A 24,036-nucleotide genomic window follows, 5' to 3' on the forward strand; every position below is an offset into this window, starting at 1 on the left:
ACCGATCGGGGTCGGTGGTCGCGATTAGGCTGGGAGCATGCCGCCGAGTCCCCGACGTCCTGCCGCCCGCGGCGCCGCGAAGTCGGCCATCCGGCAGCTCTCCTGGCGTGCGCCGGAGCCGGCACCCATCGTGCTCGTCGCAGGCCCCGAAGAGGTGTGCGCCGAGCGCGCCATCGCCGGACTCCGCGACTATCTGAAGGCCGAGGACCCGAGCCTCGAGGTCTCCGACATCCGCGCCGACGACTACGCCGCGGGCACCCTTCTCGGGATGGCGTCACCTTCGCTCTTCGGCGAACCTCGGCTCGTGCGAGTGGCGGGCGTCGAGAAGTGCTCGGATGCCTTCCTCACGGAGGCCCTCGCGTATCTCGAGAATCCGCAGGAGGGCGCCACGATCGTCCTGCGGCACACGGGTGCGAGTGTCCGGGGCAAGAAGCTGCTCGAGGCCATCCGTTCGGGCATCGGGGGCGGGGTCGAGATCTCAGTTCCCGCGATCAAGCGCGACTCCGACCGTTTCGACTTCGCGGCGGGGGAGTTCAAGGCTGCGGGCAAGCGGATCGCTCCGTCGGCGCTGCGCAGCCTCGTCTCCGCTTTCGCCGACGACCTGACCGAGCTCGCGGCCGCCTGTCAGCAGCTCATCTCGGACGTGCCCGGTGACATCGGCGACCAGGTCGTCGAGCGGTATTACGGGGGTCGGGTCGAGACGACCGCCTTCGCCGTCGCCGACACCGCGATCGCCGGCCGCTACGGCGAGGCCCTCATCACGCTGCGGCACGCTCTGGCCAGTGGGGCCGATCCCGTGCCGCTCGTCGCTGCGATCGCCTCGAAGCTACGCACCATGGCCCGCGTCGTCGGTACGCGCGAGCCGTCCGCCGCGCTCGCTGCCCGGCTCGGCATGAAGGACTGGCAGGTCGACCGAGCCAAGCGCGATCTCGTCGGCTGGACGGAATCCGCCCTCGCGACCGCGATCCAGGCGGCCGCCCGCGCGGATGCCGAGGTGAAGGGCGCCTCGCGCGACCCCGTCTTCGCGGTCGAGCGGCTTGTCACCGTCATCGCGACGCGGTCACCCTACGGGTCCTGATCGCTCAGCGGCAAAGCGAAAGGCCCGCCCCACATGGGGACGGGCCTTCGACAGCGGCGGCTCAGAGAGCGGCGACCTGCTTCGCGATAGCCGACTTGCGGTTCGCAGCCTGGTTCTCGTGGATGACGCCCTTGCTCACGGCCTTGTCGAGCTTCTTCGTGGCCTTGGCCAGCGCCTTCTCGGCAGCGGCCTTGTCGCCGGCGGCGATGGCCTCGCGGGTGCGACGCACCTCGGTCTTCAGCGCGCTCTTGACGGCCTTGTTGCGCTCGCGCGCCTTCTCGTTGGTCTTGTTGCGCTTGATCTGCGACTTGATGTTCGCCACGTTCGACGTATCTTTCGTTCGGAGTTTTCGGTGGATGTGCCGGGCGACAGTAGAGGGATGCCGCACGGCGGTCGTGTGAGGGAGGAACCCACACGGCAAGCCGACTTCAGAGTCTATCAGGTCGCGTCGCGAGAGCCGGTATTCGCGAGGGTCGCGAGGGCGAGGTCGATGACCGCGTTGAACACGCGCGGACGCATGGCCGTGACGAGGTGGCTGGTGCGGGGGACGACGATCAGTTCCGCCTCGGGGGCGAGCTTCGCGAACAGCCGTTCATTGACGCGCAGCTGGTCGTACTGACCGTTCACGAACCAGGTCGGCACATCGATCCGCCGGATCGCCGCGAGCAGGTCGAGCACCGACAGGCTCGCCAGCGCAACGTCCTGCGCGTCGTAGGCGTATCCGCCGGCGCCGAAGTCGGGCCGGGTCTCGACGGGAAGCGTGCGGTCGAGGACCCAGTCGGTGATCCGCTGGCCACGGCCGGGCAAGCGGTCGAACCCGAGGGCGAGCGCTCGGTACACCGCGAGGCCGAAGCCACGGGGGATCGCGGTGCAGGACGCGGCGATGAACGCCGACACCGGCGGGCGTTCCTCGCGGCCGACGTAAGCGGTGCTCAGCAGCCCGCCCATCGAGTGGCCCACCAGCAACACGGGGCCGCGCTCAGCGGCATCCCGAACCGCATCGTCGATCGTCGCGAACGCACCATCGAGGGTGAAGGTCTCGGCCATGCGAGTGCCGTGGCCGGGCAGGTCGAGCGCCGTGACGGGGATGCCGCGATCCTGGAGGTGGGCCACCTGAGCGCGCCACATCGTGGCCGAGGTTCGGATCCCGTGCACGAGCACCACCTGCGCGGTCATGCTTCCACCCTACGGACCCGAACCCTGCGCGGGGGAGCAGCTCGGCGAGCACATGAACGAGTGAGGGCGACCGGTGATCCCGGCCGCCCTCACGTCGCATCAGCGTGCCCGCGAAATCATCGCTCCGAGACGGCACCTCGTCGCCGCGTCACCGCGATGACGCCGCCCGCGACGAGGAGCATCGCTCCCGCGAGCAGAACGCCGAGCGGCGTCTCCGCGCCGGTCACCGCGAGCTGCCCCGAGCGCACGACGGTGATCGCGAACTCCAGCGGCTCCTCGCCGGCCGTCGAGATCCGCAGCGTGTGGGCTCCCACCGCGAAGTCTGCGGGAATCGCCACCCGGAATGACGTGACGCCGGAGCCGTCAGCGGCCGGGATGCCGCGTACCTCGACCGGCTCGCTGAAGAGGGTCGCACCGATCTGCTGGCCGGGCTCGAGGCCCGAGACCCGCACATCGATGAACCCGCCCTGCTCGACGCGGGTGGTGGAGAGCTCGACCTGCGCCCACGCCGCCGTGCCCGGGTCGGTACCCGGCTCGCCGATCTGAACAGGGATGGTGACCGTCGTCTCCGTGGCATCCGTCGTCAGGACGAGCTCCGCGGCGCCGTCAGGGAGGCCAGTCGGAAGCGGGACGGACACGACCGCGCTTCCGCCCGCGACCGGTGCGGACGCGATGACCTCGCCGCCGAGGGACACATCCACCGAACCGTTCTGGGGCGCTCCGAGGCTCGTCATGTCGAGGTTCGACACGGTGAGCTGGAGCGTCGAGCTCGCAGCTGCGGTCTCGGGCGCCCCCTGGACCCGGACGGCGTGCTTCGTGAACGACGGCGCGACGGGCTGCTGCGCGCCGAGGTACTCGATCCAGGCCTCGTGGTCGAGGAAGCCGGTATCGACGTAGTCGGTGCCCGCGGCGAAGGCGCGGAAGTTGTCTCCCGACCCGGATGCGAGGAACGAGAGCGTGCCGATGCGGTACTCGGCGTCGAGGTCGAGCGGCTGCCCGTCGACCGTGACCGAGGTGATCCGGCTGCCCTCCGGGCGGGTGTCGTCGAACGTGTAGGTCACATTGTCGGACAGGCCCAGCTGCAGGTACGGACGCGACGGCACGTTGCCGTCCTTATCGCGCTGCCACTGCTGCTCGAGGACGCGCACGAAGTCGGCGCCCGTGAGGGTCACGAGGGCCATCGTGTTGTTGAACGGCAGCACGGCGTACGCCTGACCCCAGGTGATCGTGCCGTCCGGCACGCCCGCGACCGCGTTGGCCCCGAACTCGGCCTGCGTGTCGAACAGGTCGGCCCGAAGGCCGCCGGAGTTCGTCACGCCGATCTGCGCGCCGTTCGGCAAGTTCGCCAGGTTGGAGCGGATCGACTCCGCGACGAGGTTTCCGAGCGAGGACTCCGACGCCCGGTCGTCGCGCTTGCCGCCAGCATAGGCGCCGTCGACATACGAGCCGCCCGAGTACGCGCTGGTGATATCGGCGGAGATCGTCGCGACCGGCGTGTTGCCGATCTCAGCGAAGTCCGCGAGCGCCTGCCGGACGATCTCGTCGACCTCGGCGACGCGCGGGTAGGTCGCGATCAGGTCCGCGGCGGGCGTCTCGGTCTGCCCGACGTTCTCCTGCGTGTGCGAGACGACCTCGCCGCTCGTGGGATCGACCGAAAGGACGATCTTGCCGACGAACTCGCCGTACGAGCCGGTCTGGACGATCGGTCGCGTCCGGTCCGTTCCCGGGATCGGCGCCGACCACGCGTACAGCTTGTGCGTGTGACCGGTGTAGATGGCGTCGACCTCGGGGGAGGTCTCCTTGACGATGCGGGCGAAGACCGCACTGTCGGCGACGGCCTCGTCGAGGCTCGCGTCCGAGGCGCTGTCGGCCGCACCCTCGTGGTAGAGCGCGACGATGACATCGGCCTGGTCGCCGGAGCCGTCGGTGAGGTCGGCTGCGACGCGGTTGACCGCTTCGACGGGGTCTCCGAACTCGAGACCGGCGATGCCCGCGCCGCTCACCAGCGACGCGGTCTCCTCCGTCACGACGCCGATGACGCCGATCGTGAGGCCCTGAGACTCGATGAGCTCGTACTCGTCGAACTGGGGATCGGTCGTGCCCGCGGCGTAGACGTTCGCCCCGAGGTGCGAGAAGTCGGCACGCGGGATGACGCGGTCGCGCAGGTCGGCGAAGCCGCGGTCGAACTCGTGGTTGCCCACCGCGCTCGCCCGCAGATCGAGGGCGTTCAGCACGTCGATCGTCGGCTCGTCCTGAGCGAGTGACGACGCCGGGAGAGACGCCCCGATGTTGTCACCGGCCGACAGCAGCACAGCGTCGGGTGCAGCGGCGCGCAGCTCCTCGATCGTTCCGGCGAACCCGACGGTCCCCGGAACCTCGGGCTGGGCCTCCACCTTGCCCTCGGCGGGCTTGGCAGGCGTGACGCCGGTGATGCGGCCGTGGAAGTCGTTGATCCCGAGCAGCGTCAGATCAATGGGCTCGACCGGGGCCGTTGCCTCCGCCGAGAGGCCGACCTTGACCGGGTCGTGGTCGGAGGAACGGTAGGGGCCGTCATCGTGGAAGTCCACCGGGAAGTAGTTGTACCGGCTGTACTCCAAGAAGATCGACTCGGCGGCGTTGATGTTCCAGATGTCGGCACCGGTGGAGCGCTCGAACGCGGCCTCGTTCATGAGGATGTGGTCGAGTGAGCCGGCGAGCTCCCTGTACTGGTAGGTCGGCTGGGCCAGGTCGTAGGCGATACCGGCATCGACGTAGCCCGCCTCGTACAGGACCTCGAGCGGGTCCTCTCGTGAGTACGAGTTGAAGTCACCGGCGAGAACCACGGCGTCGACATCGCCGCGCGCCTGCTCGACCCAGGCGTCGAGCGCCTCCGCCTGCCGCACGCGAGAGGCGTTCCACGCTCCCTGGCCGTCGTTCGCGTCGACGTCTCCGTCCGTGGCGGAATCGCCCGACCCCTTCGACTTGAAGTGGTTGACGACGAAGAAGAACTCCTCGCCGCCCCCGGCCGGAGCGAAGCTCTGCCCGATCGGCTCGCGGGCGTTCTGGAACGCCTGGCCGTTGCCGGACTGGTCGCCAAGGGCACGGGCGGCACCGATCGGAGTGACCTCCGCCGGCTGGTAGACGATCGCGTTGGAGATCGCGTCGCGGGTCGAGGCTGCGGGCAGCTCCGAGGACGACGGGACGTATGCCCAGCGCTCCGACCCCGCGGCAGCGTTGAGAGCCCGCACCAGCGCAGCGACAGCGGCGTCGGGTTCATCGCCGAGGCGCGCCGAGTCCTCGATCTCCATGAGACCCACCACGGATGCATCGAGTGCCGTGATGGCCGAGACGATCTTGGCCTGCTGGCGCACGAAGGATGCGGAATCCCAGGCACCGCGCTGCGTGCAGCCGCCGCTGACGTTCGTGCCGTTGCCCTCGCGGTCGGTGTAGCTCTCGCAGCGGGTGTCTTCGACGCCGAGCGTCGTGAAGTAGTTGAGGACGTTGAACGAGGCGACGGAGACGTCCCCGCCGACCGCGGCGGGTGCTGCCGTGCGGGTGTTCTCGACGGTGATGCCGTCGTCACGGGTGCCGTCCCCGACGATGTGACGGATCGGGTTGAACTTCCACGTGTTGTTGCGGTAGTCGAGGACGACGGGCTCATCGAACGTGACGCTCGCCCCGACGCGGACCGGATCGGTGGTCGAGACGTACGGCGGCGTGAGCTTCGCGGTGCCGAGGTTCGTCCGCGAGCCGTCGTCCAATACAACGCGACGCGCATCCCGATCGCTGACGGCCGCGGCCGCCTCGGGCGAGCCCGGCCGGCCCACGTCGGTCGGCTGCCGGAACGGCTCCGTGCCGGTGGCCAGAACGAGTTCGCCGAACTTGTTGAGGTCGTAGTTGTCCGCCACGACGAAGTCTCCCTGCGGAGCGATCACCATCGACTGGAGCGCCTCGCGATGCGCAGGATCCGTGAGCCAGCCCACGGTCGCCGGCTCCACGGGCGCGGCCGGATCGATCCGGGACGCCGCGCCGGCGGGCACGTTCACCTGCGTCAGGCCGAAGTAGTCGCCGACGACACCGGTGACGCGCACGGTGTCTCCCAGCGAGACCTCGCCGACGCCCTGCGGCGAGTAGACGAATACGGCATCCGACGCCGTGTGCGTCTGGAAGTCGATCGCCCCGCCCGTGCCGCCGGTCTGAATGACGTAGCCGTCGAACCCGCCGGTGGGGTAGTGGGCGGTCACGATGCCCTCGGTCGTCACCGTCTGGCCGTCGAGCGGCGAACGACCGCCCGTGCCCTGGATCTCGGCGATCGTCACCGTCGTGGGGTCGCCGGGCTGCTCGGGCTCACCCGGCTGCTCCGGCTCACCCGGCTGCTCCGGCTCACCCGGCTGCTCGGGGATCGTCCCGGCTGCGCCCTGGGGCGTCGGTGCACCGGCCGTGAAGTCGGCCCCGTTGTCGGCGGTGTTCGCGCCCTGGTCGTCCCGAGCGATGCTCGTCGCGTTGGTCGTCGCCGGTGCCGCGCCGGAGCCTGCGAAGTCGGTCGCGTTGCCCCACCCGACGTAGTCGACGACAGCGTCGTTCTGCGCGAGGCCCGATCCACCGCTGAGCGCGGCCGTCGAGTTCACGAGCGCGACCTTGCCCTGCGTGCCGCTCATCGGGATGGAGCCCTCGATGTCGGCCGTGAAACCGGGCAGCGCGGCGTTACCGCCGATGGCCTGGCCGATCAGCAGGTGCCCGCCGGGTTCGATGGTGGCACCCGCGAGAGCAGTCACCTGCCAGTTGGCTCCCGTGCTCGACGCGTACTGGACGCTCCAGCCGTCGAGCGAGACAGCGGCATCCGAGGTGTTGCGAAGCTCGATGAAGTCGCGGTTCAGGGGTGCGCCGCTGTTTCCACCGCCGCCGTAGATCTCGTTGATCACGACGGGCGCGTCAGCGCCGACCGCGGCACTCGCGGGCATCGCGGCCCACCCCACACCTCCCGCCACGATCGCGACGGCGGCGCTGGAGGCCACCCATCTGTGCCAGGGGCGTCGCGCGGGCGCGACAGGTTCTGCTGTGATCACGGTGCTCTCCCGGAGGCGGACCGGGCGCGGGGGATATCGCGCAACCACCGGCCGCCGCACTGAGCATTCGACGTCATCGACGTGTTCGGCAAGTAGCGGAATGGTTAATTGTTTATCACCCAGCTGAGTGCTGGCGTGTCCGGCCTTCGGCCTCGTAGCATCGCGCGCGCGAGGGTTCGCGGCAGTGCCGTCGCGCGGCCCCGGGTAGACTCTCCGGGACATGTCTCCGCGCGCACTCCAGCCGCTCGCGCCTGCCGCAACGCCGCCCGAGCTCATCCGCAACTTCTGCATCATCGCCCATATCGACCACGGCAAGTCGACGCTGGCCGACCGGATGCTGCAGATCACCGGTGTCGTCGCCGACCGCGACATGCGCGCCCAGTACCTCGACCGCATGGACATCGAGCGCGAGCGCGGCATCACGATCAAGAGCCAGGCGGTCCGGATGCCGTGGTCGAAGGACTCCGGCACGTTCGCGCTGAACATGATCGACACGCCCGGTCACGTCGACTTCACGTACGAGGTCAGCCGCTCTCTCGCCGCGTGCGAAGGAGCCATCCTGCTCGTCGACGCCGCGCAGGGCATCGAGGCGCAGACCCTCGCCAACCTCTATCTCGCGCTCGAGAACGACCTGCAGATCATCCCGGTCCTCAACAAGATCGACCTCCCGGCGGCCGACCCCGAGAAGTACGCCGCGGAGCTCGCTAACCTCATCGGCGGTGACCCCGAAGACGTCCTCCGCGTCAGCGGCAAGACCGGCATGGGCGTCGAGGATCTGCTCGATCGCATCGTCGACCGCATTCCCGCCCCCGTCGGCGACCCCGAGGCACCGGCGCGCGCGATGATCTTCGACTCGGTCTACGACGCCTACCGCGGCGTCGTCACCTACGTCCGCATGGTCGACGGCAAGCTCGAACCGCGCGAGCGCATCCAGATGATGTCGACGCGCGCGACGCACGAGCTGCTCGAGATCGGCGTCTCGAGCCCCGAGCCGATCCCCACGAAGGGACTCGGCGTCGGCGAGGTCGGCTACCTGATCACGGGTGTGAAGGACGTCCGCCAGTCCAAGGTGGGCGACACGATCACCAACCACCGCAAGCCGGCGTCCGAGGCACTGCCCGGATACACCGACCCCAAGCCGATGGTGTTCTCCGGCATCTACCCGATCGACGGCAGCGACTACGGCGACCTGCGCGAGGCTCTCGACAAGCTCAAGCTGTCGGACGCGTCGCTCCAGTACGAGCCGGAGACCTCGGTCGCGCTCGGATTCGGATTCCGCTGCGGCTTCCTCGGGCTGCTCCACCTCGAGATCATCACCGAGCGCCTGTCGCGCGAGTTCGGCCTCGACCTCATCACGACGGCACCGTCGGTGACCTATGAGGTCGCGACCGACACCGGCGAGACCGTCGTGGTGACCAACCCCAGCGAGTACCCCGACGGCCGCGTCGCCGAGGTGTCCGAGCCGGTCGTGAAGGTCGGCATCCTCGCCCCGAAGGACTACGTGGGCACGGTCATGGAGCTCTGCCAGTCGCGCCGCGGCACCCTCCTCGGCATGGACTACCTGAGCGAGGATCGCGTCGAGCTGCGCTACAACATGCCGCTCGGCGAGATCGTCTTCGACTTCTTCGACCACCTCAAGTCGCGCACGCAGGGATACGCGAGCCTCGACTACGAGCCGGCCGGGTCGCAGACCGCCGACCTGGTGAAGGTCGACATCCTCCTGCAGGGTGAGAAGGTCGACGCGTTCAGCTCGATCGTCCACCGCGAGAAGGCCTACGCCTACGGCACGATGATGACCGAGCGCCTGCGCAAGCTCATCCCGCGCCAGCAGTTCGAAGTGCCGATCCAGGCCGCCATCGGCGCGCGCATCATCGCCCGCGAGAACATCCGCGCGATTCGCAAGGACGTCCTCGCCAAGTGCTACGGCGGTGACATCACGCGTAAGCGCAAGCTCCTCGAGAAGCAGAAAGAGGGCAAGAAGCGCATGAAGATGGTGGGTCGCGTCGAGGTGCCGCAGGAGGCGTTCATCGCCGCGCTGTCGGGCGACGTCGAAGGCAAGGACAAGAAGTAGCCCCACGGGGAGCAACGAGGAGACCCATGCATCAGCGACGCGGGACCTTCCGGGACGAGACCGTCGACTACGCGGCGGTCGGCGCGACACGCGCGCACGACCTCATGGCGTATCCGCCCGAACACAGCATCCCCGCGGAGGACGCATGGCGGATCGGCAGCGGGCAGGCTCGCTTCGACACCGCCGCCGACCTCCTCATGTCGTGGGCAGCGCTCCGTGGGGCGGGTTTGCGAGTCGCGGATGTTCGGCCCGCATCGGGACCGATGTACACCGGCGTCGCGTTCGACGACCAGGGAAACGCCGTCGCGCCCAGCAGCATGGAACACGAGCAGCGCTTCGCGGCGGACGGCACCCCCTACGTCGGAGCCGGCACCACGCTTCAGGTGCATGGGCGTGTGTCGGGGCTGAATGCGGATGCGGAGCTCCGCGTAATCTTCGTCGACGAGGAGCCCCGCCGGGTCGCGTTCGCTCTCGGGACCGTCGGCGGTTCCGTCGTGAGCGGCGAGGAGTCCTTCCTCCTCGAATGGCGCGATAACGATGAGGTCTGGTTCGTCGTGCGGGCGTTCGATCGGCCGACGGCATTGGCTTACCGCATGCTCAAGAGTCTCGTCCGCCGCCGCCGCCGGATGCTGTTCCAGGGATACCTCCGCGCGATCTCGCCGCTGTACGCGACGCCTGAGGCCTGATGGGCGCGGCACTGCCGATCGGTGATCCGGTGCCGGTCGGCGGGACGCTGCCGGACGACCTCGTCATCGACCCCGACGTCCCGTTCGGGGTGTACCTGCACGTTCCGTTCTGCCGGGTGCGGTGCGGCTACTGCGACTTCAACACCTACACCGCCACAGAGCTACGTGGCGCGCGGCAAGATGCCTACGCCGACGAGGTGCTGCGCGAGATCGCCCTCTCGGCCGATGTGATGGACGAGCGCGGCCCCCGGCGTTCGGCGCAGACGGTGTTCTTCGGCGGCGGCACTCCCACGTTGCTTCCGGCCGGAGACCTCGCTCGGATGCTGAGCGGAGTGCGGGACACGTTCGGCATCGCCGCCGGCGCGGAGGTCACCGTCGAGGCGAACCCCGACACGATGAACCCTCGGGTCGCCGACGAGCTGGCGGCTGCCGGTGTGACGCGGCTGTCGATCGGCATGCAGTCCGCGGTTCCGCACGTGCTCGCAGCGCTCGATCGAACGCACGATCCCGCCAACGTCGCCACCGCCGTCGCCGCCGCGCGCGGGGCCGGACTCGATGTCTCCGTCGACCTGATCTACGGCGCACCGGGGGAGAGCCTCGACGATTGGCGGCGCTCCGTCGAGACCGCGGTCGCGCTCGAGCCCGATCACGTCTCCGCCTACGCGCTCATCATCGAGGAGGGCACGCGCCTCGAGCGCCAGATCCGCCGCGGTGAGGTGCCCGCTCCCGACGACGACCTCCAGGCCGACATGTATGAGCTGGCCGACGAGCGTCTCGCGGCCGCCGGTTTCTCCTGGTACGAGGTATCGAACTGGGCCCGGTCGACCGACCAGCGCTCGCGTCACAACCTGGCCTACTGGCGCGGAACCGACTGGTGGGGTTACGGGCCGGGCGCGCACAGTCACATCGCGGGCCTCCGCTGGTGGAACGTGAAACACCCGGCGGCATATGCTCAGCGGCTCTCCGCGGGCGAGTCTCCCGCCGCAGGCCGCGAGCGCCCGGATGCCGAGGCCCGACGGCTCGAGTCCGTCCTGCTGCGATCGCGCATCGTGGACGGACTCGCCGTCGATGAGCTCGCGATCGACTCGCGCCGTGCCGTCGCATCGCTCATCGCCGACGGGCTCATCGAAGGCGCCGACGCCGTCCGCGGTCGGGTCGTCCTGACTCGCCGCGGGCGCCTCATGGCCGATGCCGTCGTACGGGCGCTCACCGAGTGATCCCGGGCGGCGACCCGGCTCGCCCACGCGGTAGAATTGGCACTCGCAGACATCGAGTGCCAAACAGGAGGTGACGGACATGGTCTCAGAGCGCGGACTGCAGGTGCTGCGGGCGATCGTGCAGGACTATGTCGACACCCGCGAGCCCGTGGGAAGCAAGTCGATCGTCGAGCGCCACGCCTTCGGCGTCTCGGCTGCCACGATCCGCAACGACATGGCGCTCCTCGAGGACGAGGAGCTCATCGCCGCGCCCCACACGTCATCCGGACGCGTGCCGACGGACAAGGGCTACCGCGTCTTCGTCGACCATCTGGCAGGCCTTCGCCCCCTGAGCGCCGCCCAGCGCTCGGCCATCACGACCTTCCTCGACGGCCCCACCGACCTCGACGACCTGCTCGTTCGGACGGTTCGTGCGCTCACCCAGCTGACGGGCCAGGTCGCGATGGTGCAGTACCCGTCCTTCGCGCGCGCGCAGGTCTCGCACCTCGAATTGGTCGACCTCGGCGGCGGACGACTCGTCGTCATCGTCGTCACCGACACCGGCCGCGTCTCTCAGCGGGTGGGTGTGGTACGCACGCTCCTCGACGAAGCGCAATTCGCCGTAGCCAAGGCGACGCTGCGCGCCGCTGTCACCGGCGTCGCCGTGCGAGACGCGGTCACCGCGGTGTCGGCGCTCGCGGAGAGCGAGTCGGTCGGCGACCCGATCGGCGATGCGGTGCGCGAGATCGCGCGCATCCTGGTCGAAGAGCTCGAGACGTTCCGGCAGGACCGCCTCGTCATGGCCGGCACCGCCACGCTCGCGCGGCGAGAGGCGGATTTCCGCGGCAGTATCTATCCGCTGCTCGAAGCCATCGAGGAGCAGGTGACGCTGCTTCGGCTCATGGGCGAGATGGTCGCTGACGACCGCGGCGTCGCAGCGCGGATCGGCCGCGAGAACGAGGCGTACGGGCTCTCCGAAGCTTCGGTCGTCACGAGCGACTACGACGTCCCGGGTTCGCACGCACGCGTCGGCCTCATGGGTCCGACGCGCATGGACTACCCGACGAACCTCGCGACGGTCCGCGCCGTCGCGCACTACCTCAGCCGGCTTCTCGACGAAGACGAGAAGTCCCGCTGACCCACCCCACCCACGCCCGAACGGGCGGAAAGGCGATCCGTGGCTGACCACTACGAGGTCCTGGGCGTTGCGCGCGACGCGTCGCCCGACGAGATCAAGAAGGCGTACCGACGCCTGGCACGAGAACTGCACCCCGACGTCAACCCGGGAGAGGATGCGTCCGAACGATTCAAGCTCGTCACGCATGCTTACGACGTCCTCAGCGATCCGGAGCAGCGTCAGCGCTACGACATGGGCGGCGACTCCGCCGGCGGCTTCGGCGGCGCCGCGGGCTTCGGCGGATTCAGCGACATCTTCGAGACCTTCTTCGGCGGCGGCGCCGGAGGCGGCGGTCGCGCCGGGCGTCCGCGCTCCCGGCGCGAACGCGGACAGGATGCGCTCGTCCGGGTCACCCTCGAGCTCGGCGACGTCGTCTTCGGCGTGCATCGCGACATCGAGGTCGACACCGCGGTGCTCTGCGACACCTGCCAGGGCTCGTGCTGCCAGCCGGGAACGCAGCCGGTCACCTGCGACGTCTGCCACGGGGCGGGCAACGTGCAGCGCACCGTCCGCAGCCTGCTGGGCAACGTCGTGACGTCGCAGCCCTGCAACGTCTGCCAGGGTTACGGCACGACGATCCCGTACCCGTGCACGACCTGCCAGGGGCAGGGACGCGTCCGGGCTCGCCGCACCGTCTCGCTCGACATCCCCGCAGGCGTCGAGACCGGGTTGCGCCTGCAGCTCCCCGGATCCGGCGAGGTCGGTCCCGCCGGCGGCCCCAACGGCGATCTGTACCTCGAGGTCACGGTCGCTCCGCACGACGTGTTCAGCCGCGAGGGTGACGATCTGCTCGCCACGCTCGAGGTGTCGATGCCCGACGCCGTCCTGGGCACCAGCACCACGATCGAGTCGCTCGACGGTCCGGTCGAGCTCGAGTTGCGTCCGGGCGTCCAGTCCGGCGACGTCCTCACCGTCAAGGGTCGCGGCATCACGCCGCTTCGCGGTTCGACGCGCGGGGACCTGCGTGTCGGCGTTCATGTCGTCACCCCGACGCGTCTGGATGCCAAGGAGCGGGCCCTCATCGAGGAGCTGAAGAAGCGCACGAAGTCGCCCGCACCACAGCTCGCGGAGTTCCACCAGGGCCTTTTCGCCAAGCTCCGCGATCGGTTCCGGAACAGCTGAGCGCATGGCCCTGCACTTCCTCGTCGACCCGCCGCTCATCACTCGGCCGGGCGAGTCCGTCGACCTCACCGGCGCCGAGGCTCATCACGCCGCCGGCGTCCGTCGCGTGCGTGTCGGTGAGACGGTGACGGTGGGCGACGGCGCGGGGGCGTGGCTCGAGGGCACCGTCACCGCAGCCGATCCGAAGCTCGTCCGCATCGAGGCGCTCTCGCGAGTCGAGCATTCCGCGCCCGCACGGCGCGTGACGTTGATCCAAGCGCTCGCGAAGGGCGATCGCGACGAGCTCGCGGTGCAGGCCTGCACCGAGCTCGGCGTCGATGCGATCGTGCCCTGGCAGGCTGCGCGAAGCGTCTCGCGGTGGAGCGGACCGAAGGTCGAGCGCGGTGTGCAGCGGTGGGCGACCATCGCGCGCGAAGCGGCGAAGCAGGCGCATCGCGCGTGGCTGCCCGCCGTCGACGCGCCCGTGTCGACGACGGAGCTCGCGGCGCGATGCGGCTCCGAGCGAGTGCTGGTGCTCGAGCCGACGGCGACGCGGCGACTGAGCGAGGTCGAACTGGGCGAGGGCGACGTGTCGCTCGTGGTCGGTCCCGAGGGCGGGATCGCAGCCGAGGAGCTGGACGCGCTCGTCGCGGCCGGCGCGGTCGCCGTGCGTCTGGGGGACACGGTCCTGCGGACGTCGACGGCCGGCCCCGCTGCGCTCGGCGTCGTCAACGTCGCCCTCGGTCGCTGGTGACGCCGCCCGTCCCGCCACCGCACCCCGTCGATAGACTGAACGCATGAGCGAACCGTCTGTCTTCACGCGCATCCTCCGCGGCGAGATCCCCTCCGAGATCATCGCGGAGACCGAGAACGCGTTCGCGATCCGCGACATCGCTCCGCAGGCTCCGGTGCATCTCCTCGTGATCCCCAAGACCGAGCGCTACCGCACCGTGGTCGAGCTCGCCGCGGGCGACCCCGCTCTCCTCAGCGAGCTCGTCGGGCTCGCGAACTCCGTCGCTGCCGAGCATTCGGACGGCGACTTCCGTTTGATCTTCAACACCGGCCCCGGCGCAGGACAGACCGTGTTCCACGTTCACGCGCACGTGCTCGCCGGTGGCCTCTCCGAAGGGAGCCTCGGTGGCTGATGCTTCCGAACCCGCCGTCGCGACGATCCTCGCCGACGGTGTCGCCATGGTCCAGCTGCTCGGGCCCCAAGACCGCCTCCTGCGCGTCGTCGAGCGGGAGCACCCCGACGTCGACGTCCTCGTCCGCGGCAACGAAATCACCCTGACGGGCTCGAACGATGACGTCGCCGCCGCGAAGTCGCTCGTCGACGAGCTGATCGCCATGGCACGGGCCGGGCAAGGCCTCGATCCGAGCGACGTGTCGACATCCAGTCGCATCCTGCAGCGGCGAAAGGGCGATGAAGGCCCGCGCCCGTCCGAGGTGCTGGGGGAGGCGATCCTCTCCTCGCGCGGCAAGGTGATCCGGCCGAAGACGCTGGGGCAGAAGGCCTACGTCGACGCGATCGACGAGAACACGATCGTCTTCGGCATCGGCCCCGCGGGAACCGGCAAGACCTACCTCGCGATGGCGAAGGCGGTGCAGGCCTTGCAGCGCAAGGAAGTCAATCGCATCATCCTGACGCGCCCCGCCGTGGAAGCGGGAGAGCGCCTCGGCTTCCTGCCCGGCACCCTCACCGACAAGATCGACCCGTACCTCCGGCCGCTGTACGACGCTCTCAACGAGATGCTCGACCCCGAGCTCGTCCCCAAGCTCATGGCCACCGGCACGATCGAGGTCGCGCCGCTGGCGTACATGCGCGGACGCACCCTGAACGATTCGTTCGTCGTGCTCGATGAGGCGCAGAACACTACGCCCGAGCAGATGAAGATGTTCCTCACGCGTCTCGGATTCGGTACGCGCATGGTCGTCACCGGCGACATCACACAGGTCGACCTTCCCCAGGGGACGTCCGGCCTGCGCACCGTGACACGCGTTCTGAAGAGCATCGACGACATTCATTTCGCCACCCTCACCAGCGAGGACGTCGTGCGGCACACTCTCGTCGGCCGGATCGTCGACGCGTACAGCGAGTACGACGAGCAGCGGCTGGCCGCGCGTCGTGAGCGCGACGAGGCCAGCGAGTTCGCCAACCGGGCCGAGCGGCGCACCGCGACACGGCCCGTCGGTCCGCGCGACCGACTCCCGAAACGAGGACGTTCATGACCATCGAGATCACCAACGAATCCGGCGTGTCCGTCGACGAGACCGTGCTGTTGCGCCTGACCGAGCACAACCTCGCGCAGCTGAACGTGAGCCCGGACGCCGACCTCGCCATCCTCCTCGTCGACGAAGGCGCCATGGAGTCTCTCCACGTGCAGTGGATGGACGAGCCCGGCCCTACCGACGTGCTCAGCTTCCCGATGGACGAGCTCCGCCCGGGCACCGAAGACGCCCCGACCCCGCCGGGACTTCTCGGCGATATCGTGCTGTGCCCGCAGGTGGCCGAGGCACAGGCGCAGGCCGCGCGCCACACGACGCTCGACGAGCTCATCCTCCTCACGACGCACGGGCTGCTGCACCTGCTCGGGTTCGATCACGCCGAGCCGGAGGAGGAGCGCGAGATGTTCGGCCTCCAGCGCGAGTTGATCTCGGCTTTCCACGCAAGCGAGCGCCGCCGCGCGTGACCGTCTTCCTCCTCGTCCTCGGCGCGGTGTTCCTCGTCGCGCTCGGGGGTCTGATGGCCGCTCTCGATGCCGCTCTCGGTGTCACATCGCGCGCTGACCTCGCCGACTGGGCGGAGTCCAGTCGGCGCCAGCAGGCGCTCCGCCGCATCGCCGATGACACGACGGCCCACGCGAACGCCGTCGTCTTCATCCGCATCCTCGCGGAGTCGACGGCTGCGGTGTTCGTCACGGCGGCGCTGACCCTCGCGCTCGAGAATCTGTGGTGGGCGATCCTCGTCGCCGCCCTGCTCATGACGGCGGTGTCCTTCGTTCTGGTCGGCGCGAGCCCGCGATCGGTCGGGCGCCAGCACGCCCGTGGCCTGCTCATCGCGTGTGCTCCGATCGTGCGCGGTGCCCGCATCGTGCTGGGACCTCTCGCCCACCTCCTGGTGATCGTGGGCAATCGCGTCACGCCGGGCGTCTCGCGCGGCACCTCCTTCGCCTCCGAAGAGCAACTCCTGAGCATGGTCGACGAGGCGGTTTCGCAGGACCTCATCGAAGCCGACGATCGCGACCTCATCCATTCGGTCTTCGATTTCACCGACACGCTCGTCCGTGCGGTGATGGTGCCCCGGACCGACATGGTCACGGTGCCGCAGACGGCCACGACGCACGAAGCGCTCGCGCTGTTCCTCGAGCGCGGTGTGTCGCGGGTGCCGGTCACGGACGACGAGCGCGACGACATCGTCGGCGTCGTATACCTCAAGGACCTCGTGCAGTTCTCGTACGGCGAGGCGAAGGGGTGGCGCGACGTACCCGTGGGCCGCGTGGCGCGCCCGGCCGTGTTCGTCCCGGAGTCGATGCGCGCCGAATCGCTGCTGCAGCAGATGAAACGGGATGCCGTCCACGTGTGCCTCGTCGTTGACGAGTACGGCGGGGTCGCCGGCCTGATCACCCTCGAGGACCTCATCGAGGAGCTCGTCGGTGAGATCGCCGACGAGTACGACCGCGGCGCGGCGGAGGTCGTCGAGCTCGAACCCGGCCGTTACCGCGTGAGTGCCCGGCTCGGCCTCGACGAAGTCGGCGAGCTGTTCGGCATCGAGCTGGACGATGACGACGTCGACTCCATCGGCGGGCTGCTCGGCAAGACGCTCGGCCGGGTCCCGATGCCGGGGGCGACCGTGACCGTCGACGGGATCACGATCACCGGCGGCGTCTCGCGTGGCCGCGGGCGGGGACTCGCGACCGTCTTCGTCGAACGCGCCCCCGCCGACGAGACGGACGACACGACGCACCCGCGGACCGGAGAGGTCCGCGTGGCACGAAGAGGAGAAGACAGCAGATGACCGCAGCAGAGAGCCGATCGGGGTTCGTGACCTTCGTCGGACGTCCCAACGTCGGGAAATCCACGCTGACGAACGCCCTGGTGGGGGAGAAGGTCGCGATCACGAGCGACAAGCCGCAGACGACGCGGCGCGCGATCCGCGGCATCCTGAATCGGCCCGGCGGACAGCTGGTCATCGTCGACACGCCCGGCATCCACAAGCCGCGCACCCTGCTTGGCCAGCGCCTGAACGACCTCGTCGAGCAGGTGCTGGGTGACGTCGACGTCATCGGCTTCCTCGTGCCCGCCGTCGACAAGGTCGGGCCCGGTGACCGCCGCATCGCCGCGTCGCTCGACGGCTACACCCGCGCGAAGAAGGTCGCCATCGTGACCAAGACCGACCTGGCGACCCGCGATGAGATCATGGAGCGCCTCATGGAGGTCGACAGCCTTCGCGAGGACTGGGCAGCTGTGATCCCGTTGTCCGCCGTCACCGAGGATCAGCTCGATGTGCTGGCCGACGAGCTGCTCGCGCTGATGCCCGAAGGGCCGGCGCTGTACCCCGACGACGTGGTGACGGACGAGTCGACCGAGGACCGCATCGCCGAGATCATCCGAGAAGCGGCTCTCGAGGGCGTGCGCGACGAACTGCCCCACTCGATCGCCGTCACGGTGGAGGATGTCGCGCCCCGTGAGGGCTCCGACCTCACGGACGTGTACGCCAACATCGTCGTCGAGCGCGACAGCCAGAAGGCCATCATCATCGGCCGCAAGGGCTCGCGGCTCGCCGATGTCGGTGCTCGTGCCCGGGCACAGCTCGAGCCGCTTCTCGGGACCCGGGTGTTCCTCTCGCTGCGGGTGCGGGTCGCGAAGGAATGGCAGCGCGACCCCAAGCAGCTGGGACGCCTCGGGTTCTAGCCGACCTCGCGCATCGCCGACTGGACGACGACGACATCCGCGCCGAACTCGGCGTCGGCGGCATCCTGAAGCGTTCCGTCGTCCCAGACGACCGTGACCCAGAGCCGGCCGTCGTACGCACCGGAGGCGAGCACGGTGTCGCCGAGGGTGTCGTGCACCCGTTGTTCGACGTCTCGCAGCGTCGCGTCGTCCGCCGTGCCGGGCACGCCGCCCGTCGGGTCGGGGATCGGCATCGGGTCGTAGAGCGCCAGCGGAACCGCCGGCGCGGTGACCGTCAGGGCAGAGCCGTCGTACCGTCCCTGGACGGCATAGGTACCCCACGTCGAGCCCGACATCGTGGTCGCATCGGAAAGCGAGGACCAGTCCCAATCCTTCACAGGGATGCCGTCGCACTGGGGCGGCGCCGACTCCGCAACAGCGCCGAGACAGAGCTCGGCACCAGAGCCGTCGTCGAGGACCGTCCCCTGCGCGACGACCTCGCCGCTCGGGGGCGCCGGGTCGAGGGATGTCGGGCCGGCGGCGGGCGTCGAGGCGCAGCCCGCCGTCAGGGCGATCGCACACATCAGGAGGGCGGACGAGCCCGCGCGCGCAGTTCTCATATCCCCACAGTGTCGCGCACGACGCCTTCGTCTCAGGTGAGGCACGCCCGTGTGCGTCCCGGCGGCGAGCGGGGTGTAGCCTGGGCGCATGCGCTTCGGCCGACTGCTTCTCCTTAGTCGCCGCGACGAGTCCTCGTTCTAGGGCCTCTCTCGTCGCGGAGCTTCGCGTTGGCCCGTCACACCCGATGAGGAAGAGCGAGACGACCATGGAGAACAACCAGAAGCCTTCGGGCATGCCGATCCACAAGTATCGGCCGTTCCACGAGCAGATCCGCGTCGATCTGCCCGACCGCACCTGGCCCGCGAAGCGCATCGAGACGGCGCCCCGCTGGTGTGCCGTCGACCTGCGGGACGGCAACCAGGCGCTCATCGATCCGATGAGTCCCGAGCGCAAGCGCGTGATGTTCGAGCTGCTCGTCAAGATGGGGTACAAGGAGATCGAGGTCGGGTTCCCGAGCGCGAGCCAGACCGACTTCGACTTCGTGCGCCAGCTGATCGAGGACGGCTTGATCCCCGACGACGTGACGATCCAGGTGCTGACGCAGGCTCGCGAGCACCTCATCAAGCGCACGTACGAAGCGATCGCCGGCGCGAAGCAGGCGATCGTCCACCTGTACAACTCGACGAGCATCCTGCAGCGTGAGGTGGTCTTCCGCACCGACCGCCAGGGCATCATCGACATCGCACTCGAGGGCGCGCGCCTGTGCCGCCAGTACGAGCAGACCATCCCCGAGACGGCCGTCTACTACGAGTACTCGCCCGAAAGCTACACCGGCACCGAGCTCGAGTTCGCCGTCGACGTCTGCAACCAGGTCATCGAGATCTTCGAGCCGACGCCCGACCGCAAGGTCATCATCAACCTGCCGGCAACCGTCGAGATGGCCACGCCAAACGTGTACGCCGACTCGATCGAGTGGATGAGCCGTCACCTCGCGCATCGCGAGAACGTCGTGCTGTCGCTGCATCCCCACAACGACCGTGGCACCGCGATCGCTGCCGCGGAGCTCGGCTACATGGCCGGCGCCGACCGCATCGAGGGCTGCCTGTTCGGAAACGGGGAGCGCACCGGCAACGTCGACCTCGTCGCGCTCGGCATCAACCTGTTCACGCAGGGCATCGACCCGCAGATCGACTTCAGCGACGTCGACGGCATCAAGCGCACGGTCGAATACTGCAACCAGCTGCCCGTGCCCGAGCGGAGCCCCTGGGCCGGAGACCTCGTGTTCACCGCGTTCAGCGGCTCGCACCAGGACGCCATCAAGAAGGGCTTCGAGGCGATGTCCGCACGTGCGGCTGCCGACGGCGTCTCGATCGACGAGATCGAGTGGGCGGTGCCCTACCTGCCCGTCGACCCCAAGGACCTCGGTCGTTCGTACGAAGCCGTGATCCGGGTCAACTCGCAGTCGGGCAAGGGCGGCGTCGCCTACCTGCTGAAGACCGACCACGCCCTGGATCTGCCGCGCAAGCTGCAGATCGAGTTCTCGGGAGTCGTGCAGGAGAAGACGGATGCCGAGGGCGGCGAGGTCACGAGCGAGCAGATCTGGTCGATCTTCACCGACGAGTACCTGCCCGCACCGGCCGACGACGACAAGTGGGGCCGGTTCGAGCTGCTCGGCACCCGCACGCAGAGCGACATGTCGGGTGACGTCCGGCTCGACGTCACCCTGCGCGACGGTGACGAGCACGACGATGTGTCCGGTGTCGGCAACGGCCCGATCGCGGCGTTCCTCGCGGTGCTGCGCGACCGCGGCTTCGACATCTCGCTCTACGACTACGTCGAGCACACGCTGAGCTCGGGTGGCGACGCTCAGGCGGCGGCCTACGTCGAGCTGCAGGTCGATGACCAGCGCCTCTGGGGCGTCGGCATCGACGGCGACATCTCGACCGCGAGCCTGAAGGCCGTGGTGTCGTGCGTCAACCGCGCGATCCGCACGCGTGAGCGCTCGTTCGAGCTGACCGCGGTCTGAGATCCTCGCTCACCGAGGAGAGCGGCCCCGCCGGACGGGGCCGCTTTTCCTTTACCCCGCTCGGCCGCGGGGGCGGGCATCGTCCGAGCGCGCATGCTGGCTGTTGCCAGTAGCACGCAAGGTTCCATGGGTCACCGCTGGCATCTATGCGCGCCATACCGAGGTGAATTCGACGCGGCTAGGGCCGCTTCGGGCTGCGCCCCACCAAAGAAGTCCTGTCGCTCCTGCTCCGAAATCAATTCCGCCAGAGTCCTGGTTTGCTGTGGCGGTTGCGCGTGGGCCGGCGCGAATCGATCGGCACTGCTTTCGTGTGCCTTTACGATGTGTTCCATCTCCATGTCCCAGAACTGCGTCAGGTGGACTTATGCGTGCTGCGGCTGAAGACCACAACCTCGGAACGTCAGCACCGGCTGCGGTCAGACCTGTGCGGTCGCGGCGATGGGTTCTCCTGACCTTGACGCTCGTGTTCAACGCATTCGTGACGTACTACTACCTCGCAATCAGGAACCCAGCGGACCTCACCGTCACGCTCGCAGTCATCACCGTCTTGTGGGTCATGTGGATGGCGACGTTGACGGTCACACTCATAGCTCCGCCGGCATCCCGCATGGACAGGGTGGTCGCTGCCCTGGCGCCCGGATGTGTAGTTCTCGCGGCAACGCTTTACTTCATCGCGTGACCGCTGTTCTGCGAAATGCTTGGCGCGAGACCGGAATCACGAGCGGCGCGGTCTCCTCGGCAGTCGCGTACCCTCTGAAGGTTCAGCGGATGGGCCACGAGCCGTCGACGTCGGCGTCGATCCGTCCGATGCTCACGAAGTACTCGGTGAGACTCTCCGCCTGGGCCCGCGCCCAGCCGACCTGGCGGGTGTGAAGCTCGGCGGCGGTCGACGGCAGCCCATCGGCGAACCGCTCAGCGAGAATCTGCGCGACGCGCCCCGCTGCGATCGCATCTGCGGATGCCTCGTGCGCCCCGGTGAGCGTGACGGCGTAGTGCTCGGCGACGACCGACAGCGTGCGCTTCCCGCGGCGGTAGCGGTCGTACCGTTTGTCGATGACGAGCGGATCGATGACGGGGGAGGGCGAGTGGATCGCATCGATCCTGTGCCGGAGCGCTTCGTACTTGAGCATCGAGAAATCGAACGGAGCGTTGTACGCCACGACCGGGATGCCGGCGTCGAACAGGCCGCGCAGGGCTGCGACGACTTCCGCGACCACGTCGGCCGCGGGCCGTCCGTGCCGACGGGCATGCTCGGTCGTGATGCCGTGGATCGCCGCCGCGCCATCGGGGATGTCGATTCCCGGGTCGGCCAGCCAGCTGTCAGCCCGCACCGGTGTTCCGTCGGCGTCGAGGACGCCGACGTGCGCCGTCACGATGCGATCCAGGGTGACGTCGACGCCCGTTGTCTCCAGATCGAAGACCCCGACCACCTGGCACCATTCGGGTGCCGAGCAGGGCCACAGGTCGAGTTCGGGCGTTGCGACGACGAGAGGGCGATCCGGCTCCACGCAATCGAGGCTACGGCTCGGGTCGGACACGCCGGATCCGACGCGCCGCCTCCGTAGACTCGACGGGTGCCGACCGTCTCTCCGTACGACTCCCTGCTCGCGCGCATCCCGGTGCGCCGCCTCGAGACCGACATCCTCGGCGGAACGACCGCGTACTGGGTCTACGGGCGCGACGATGCACCTCAGACGCTCCTGGCGGTACACGGGTTCCGGGGAGAGCACCACGGTCTCGAGCCCGTCGTCGCTCACCTCGGCGACGTGCGCGTCATCATGCCCGACTTGCCGGGTTTCGGCGAGACCCCCGCGATACCGGGACGCGAACACGACCTCGAGACATACGCCGACTGGCTCACCGCATTCGCGGCCGTGGTCGCTCCCGGCGCGGTGGTCGTCGGCCACTCATTCGGCTCGATCGTCTCCGCCGCCGCGGTGGCGGGCGGGCTTCCTACCCCTCGGCTGATCCTCATCAACCCCATCGGGGCACCCGCGCTCGAGGGACCGCGCGGGGTCTTCACGCGCCTCGCCGTCTGGTACTACGACGTCGGGGCGCGCCTCCCGCGGCGGGTGGGCGAAGCACTGCTGCGCAACCGGCTCATCGTCCGGGTGATGAGCCTCGCGATGGTCAAGACTCGAGACCGGACCCTGCGCCGGTTCGTCCACGAGCAGCACGACACCTACTTCTCGAGCTTCGCCGATCGCGACGTGCTCCGCGACGCGTTCGTGACGTCCGTCTCGAACGACGTCCGCGCGTTCGCTCCGCGCGTCCCGCAGCCGACGTTGCTCATCGCCGCCGTTCAGGACGACATCACCCCGATCGAGGCCGAGCGCCGGCTGCGCGAGCTGTTCACCGAGGCCGAGCTGGTCGAGATCGACGGGGTGGGGCACCTCATCCATTACGAGAGGCCTCGCGAGGCCGCCACCGCGATCAGGCGATTTCTCGCGCTTTCCGACGACGGTACGCGTTGACGTTCATGCGGTTGCCGCAGTTGCCGGTGTCACAGTAGCGCTTCGAACCGTTCTTGGAGAAATCGACGTAGACCGCCGCGCAATCGTCGGCGGAGCAGATCCGCACGCGGTCGTACGCGTCCGCGCGGATGACGTCGACGAACGCCATGCCGGCCTCCACGAGCACGCGCGTGGCCAGAGGCGCGTCGTCGGGAGTCGCATGGATATGCCAGTCGTATCCGTCGTGGATGACCAGCTGGGGCTGCGCGCGACCGTCGCGCAGCATCGCGTTCACGTGGGGCACGGCGGAGTCCCGGTCGAGCTCCCAGAGCTCGCGGAGGCGCGGCCGGATGCCGCGCATCGCCTGCAGCTCGGCGTCGTCGCGCACGATCGCGCCGGTGAAGGCGAACTCGGTGAGGAAAGCATCCAGATCGTCCCCGTCGACGAGCGTGTCGGCGGCGTCCGCGCTCGTGAGCGGGAGCGTGTTGACCAGCGCAGCCGTCGCGCGCAACGACAATTCCGTGTCATGGATGAAGACCACGTTGACTCCTGACGATCGCGAGCGTTACTGTCACG

Annotated in this window: 21 protein-coding genes; 15 read left to right on the top strand and 6 right to left on the bottom strand. The window is 69.1% G+C overall.

All coding sequences use genetic code 11. From position 1 onward, the window contains the following. Nucleotides 1-37 precede the first annotated feature (37 nt). Nucleotides 38-1,078 carry a DNA polymerase III subunit delta gene (gene holA / locus DO944_RS03755; RefSeq protein ID WP_071918103.1) on the top strand — a complete coding sequence of 347 codons (1,041 nt, stop codon included), beginning with the start codon at nt 38-40 and terminating at the stop codon, nt 1,076-1,078. A 61-nt stretch (nt 1,079-1,139) separates the two neighbouring features. Here holA and rpsT read toward each other — a convergent pair whose 3' ends face one another. The 3 genes from rpsT to DO944_RS03770 all read right to left on the bottom strand — a co-directional run bounded on the left by rpsT (nt 1,140) and on the right by DO944_RS03770 (nt 7,248). Further along, complete coding sequence (rpsT, locus tag DO944_RS03760) at nt 1,140-1,400, bottom strand: 30S ribosomal protein S20 (protein ID WP_112614742.1); 261 nt, start codon at nt 1,398-1,400, stop codon at nt 1,140-1,142. A gap of 116 nt (nt 1,401-1,516) precedes the next feature. Then, nucleotides 1,517-2,254 carry an alpha/beta fold hydrolase gene (locus DO944_RS03765; protein ID WP_023950752.1) on the bottom strand — a complete coding sequence of 246 codons (738 nt, stop codon included), beginning with the start codon at nt 2,252-2,254 and terminating at the stop codon, nt 1,517-1,519. 116 nt (nt 2,255-2,370) lie between these two features. Continuing rightward, nucleotides 2,371-7,248 carry an ExeM/NucH family extracellular endonuclease gene (locus DO944_RS03770; RefSeq protein WP_258524552.1) on the bottom strand — a complete coding sequence of 1,626 codons (4,878 nt, stop codon included), beginning with the start codon at nt 7,246-7,248 and terminating at the stop codon, nt 2,371-2,373. A 271-nt stretch (nt 7,249-7,519) separates the two neighbouring features. On the opposite strand from DO944_RS03770, the gene lepA reads away from it, so the two are divergent. The 11 genes from lepA to era all read left to right on the top strand — a co-directional run bounded on the left by lepA (nt 7,520) and on the right by era (nt 18,441). Then, nucleotides 7,520-9,370 carry a translation elongation factor 4 gene (gene lepA / locus DO944_RS03775; RefSeq protein ID WP_023950748.1) on the top strand — a complete coding sequence of 617 codons (1,851 nt, stop codon included), beginning with the start codon at nt 7,520-7,522 and terminating at the stop codon, nt 9,368-9,370. A 26-nt stretch (nt 9,371-9,396) separates the two neighbouring features. Next, on the top strand, nt 9,397-10,056 hold the full coding sequence (locus DO944_RS03780; protein ID WP_112614744.1) for a DUF1990 family protein: 660 nt from the start codon (nt 9,397-9,399) through the stop codon (nt 10,054-10,056). Continuing rightward, nucleotides 10,056-11,273 (top strand): radical SAM family heme chaperone HemW, encoded by a 1,218-nt coding sequence (hemW, locus tag DO944_RS03785; protein ID WP_112614746.1) that lies wholly within the window; start codon nt 10,056-10,058, stop codon nt 11,271-11,273. The genes DO944_RS03780 and hemW overlap by 1 nt, the downstream gene beginning before the upstream one ends. A gap of 79 nt (nt 11,274-11,352) precedes the next feature. Continuing rightward, entirely contained in the window at nt 11,353-12,390 is a 1,038-nt protein-coding gene (hrcA, locus tag DO944_RS03790) for a heat-inducible transcriptional repressor HrcA (protein ID WP_112614748.1), read from the top strand. A 39-nt stretch (nt 12,391-12,429) separates the two neighbouring features. Beyond that, nucleotides 12,430-13,551, top strand: coding sequence for a molecular chaperone DnaJ (gene dnaJ / locus DO944_RS03795; RefSeq protein ID WP_112614750.1), 1,122 nt, complete (start codon nt 12,430-12,432; stop codon nt 13,549-13,551). Between the two features lie 4 nt (nt 13,552-13,555). Continuing rightward, entirely contained in the window at nt 13,556-14,284 is a 729-nt protein-coding gene (locus DO944_RS03800) for a 16S rRNA (uracil(1498)-N(3))-methyltransferase (RefSeq protein ID WP_112614752.1), read from the top strand. Between the two features lie 43 nt (nt 14,285-14,327). Then, complete coding sequence (locus DO944_RS03805) at nt 14,328-14,675, top strand: HIT domain-containing protein (RefSeq protein WP_112614754.1); 348 nt, start codon at nt 14,328-14,330, stop codon at nt 14,673-14,675. Between the two features lie 46 nt (nt 14,676-14,721). Then, on the top strand, nt 14,722-15,759 hold the full coding sequence (locus DO944_RS03810; protein WP_112615153.1) for a PhoH family protein: 1,038 nt from the start codon (nt 14,722-14,724) through the stop codon (nt 15,757-15,759). Continuing rightward, nucleotides 15,756-16,220, top strand: coding sequence for an rRNA maturation RNase YbeY (gene ybeY, locus DO944_RS03815; RefSeq protein WP_023950734.1), 465 nt, complete (start codon nt 15,756-15,758; stop codon nt 16,218-16,220). The genes DO944_RS03810 and ybeY overlap by 4 nt, the downstream gene beginning before the upstream one ends. Further along, nucleotides 16,217-17,545 carry a hemolysin family protein gene (locus DO944_RS03820; RefSeq protein ID WP_112614756.1) on the top strand — a complete coding sequence of 443 codons (1,329 nt, stop codon included), beginning with the start codon at nt 16,217-16,219 and terminating at the stop codon, nt 17,543-17,545. The genes ybeY and DO944_RS03820 overlap by 4 nt, the downstream gene beginning before the upstream one ends. Beyond that, nucleotides 17,542-18,441, top strand: a complete 900-nt coding sequence (gene era / locus DO944_RS03825; RefSeq protein ID WP_112614758.1) for a GTPase Era — start codon at nt 17,542-17,544, stop codon at nt 18,439-18,441. The genes DO944_RS03820 and era overlap by 4 nt, the downstream gene beginning before the upstream one ends. On the opposite strand, the gene DO944_RS03830 is transcribed toward era, so the two are convergent. Next, on the bottom strand, nt 18,438-19,040 hold the full coding sequence (locus DO944_RS03830) for a hypothetical protein (RefSeq protein WP_112614760.1): 603 nt from the start codon (nt 19,038-19,040) through the stop codon (nt 18,438-18,440). The two genes, era and DO944_RS03830, sit on opposite strands and share 4 nt — an antisense overlap. Before the next feature lie 206 nt (nt 19,041-19,246). Here DO944_RS03830 and leuA point away from each other — a divergent pair, with 206 nt between their 5' ends. Together leuA and DO944_RS03840 are read left to right on the top strand one after the other, a co-directional pair. Then, complete coding sequence (leuA, locus tag DO944_RS03835; protein ID WP_112614762.1) at nt 19,247-21,007, top strand: 2-isopropylmalate synthase; 1,761 nt, start codon at nt 19,247-19,249, stop codon at nt 21,005-21,007. A gap of 463 nt (nt 21,008-21,470) precedes the next feature. Beyond that, complete coding sequence (locus DO944_RS03840) at nt 21,471-21,686, top strand: hypothetical protein (protein WP_146752003.1); 216 nt, start codon at nt 21,471-21,473, stop codon at nt 21,684-21,686. A gap of 82 nt (nt 21,687-21,768) precedes the next feature. On the opposite strand, the gene DO944_RS03845 is transcribed toward DO944_RS03840, so the two are convergent. Then, nucleotides 21,769-22,470, bottom strand: a complete 702-nt coding sequence (locus DO944_RS03845) for a 3'-5' exonuclease (RefSeq protein ID WP_258524571.1) — start codon at nt 22,468-22,470, stop codon at nt 21,769-21,771. 111 nt (nt 22,471-22,581) lie between these two features. Here DO944_RS03845 and DO944_RS03850 point away from each other — a divergent pair, with 111 nt between their 5' ends. Continuing rightward, entirely contained in the window at nt 22,582-23,481 is a 900-nt protein-coding gene (locus DO944_RS03850) for an alpha/beta fold hydrolase (RefSeq protein WP_112614768.1), read from the top strand. Here DO944_RS03850 and DO944_RS03855 read toward each other — a convergent pair. After that, nucleotides 23,441-24,001 carry a CGNR zinc finger domain-containing protein gene (locus DO944_RS03855; RefSeq protein ID WP_112614770.1) on the bottom strand — a complete coding sequence of 187 codons (561 nt, stop codon included), beginning with the start codon at nt 23,999-24,001 and terminating at the stop codon, nt 23,441-23,443. The two genes, DO944_RS03850 and DO944_RS03855, sit on opposite strands and share 41 nt — an antisense overlap. Between the last annotated feature and the right edge of the window lie 35 nt (nt 24,002-24,036).

Origin of the sequence: Microbacterium sp. SMR1, assembly GCF_003289625.1 — a bacterium.
In the GTDB taxonomy this organism is placed as follows: Bacteria; Actinomycetota; Actinomycetes; order Actinomycetales; family Microbacteriaceae; genus Microbacterium; species Microbacterium plantarum.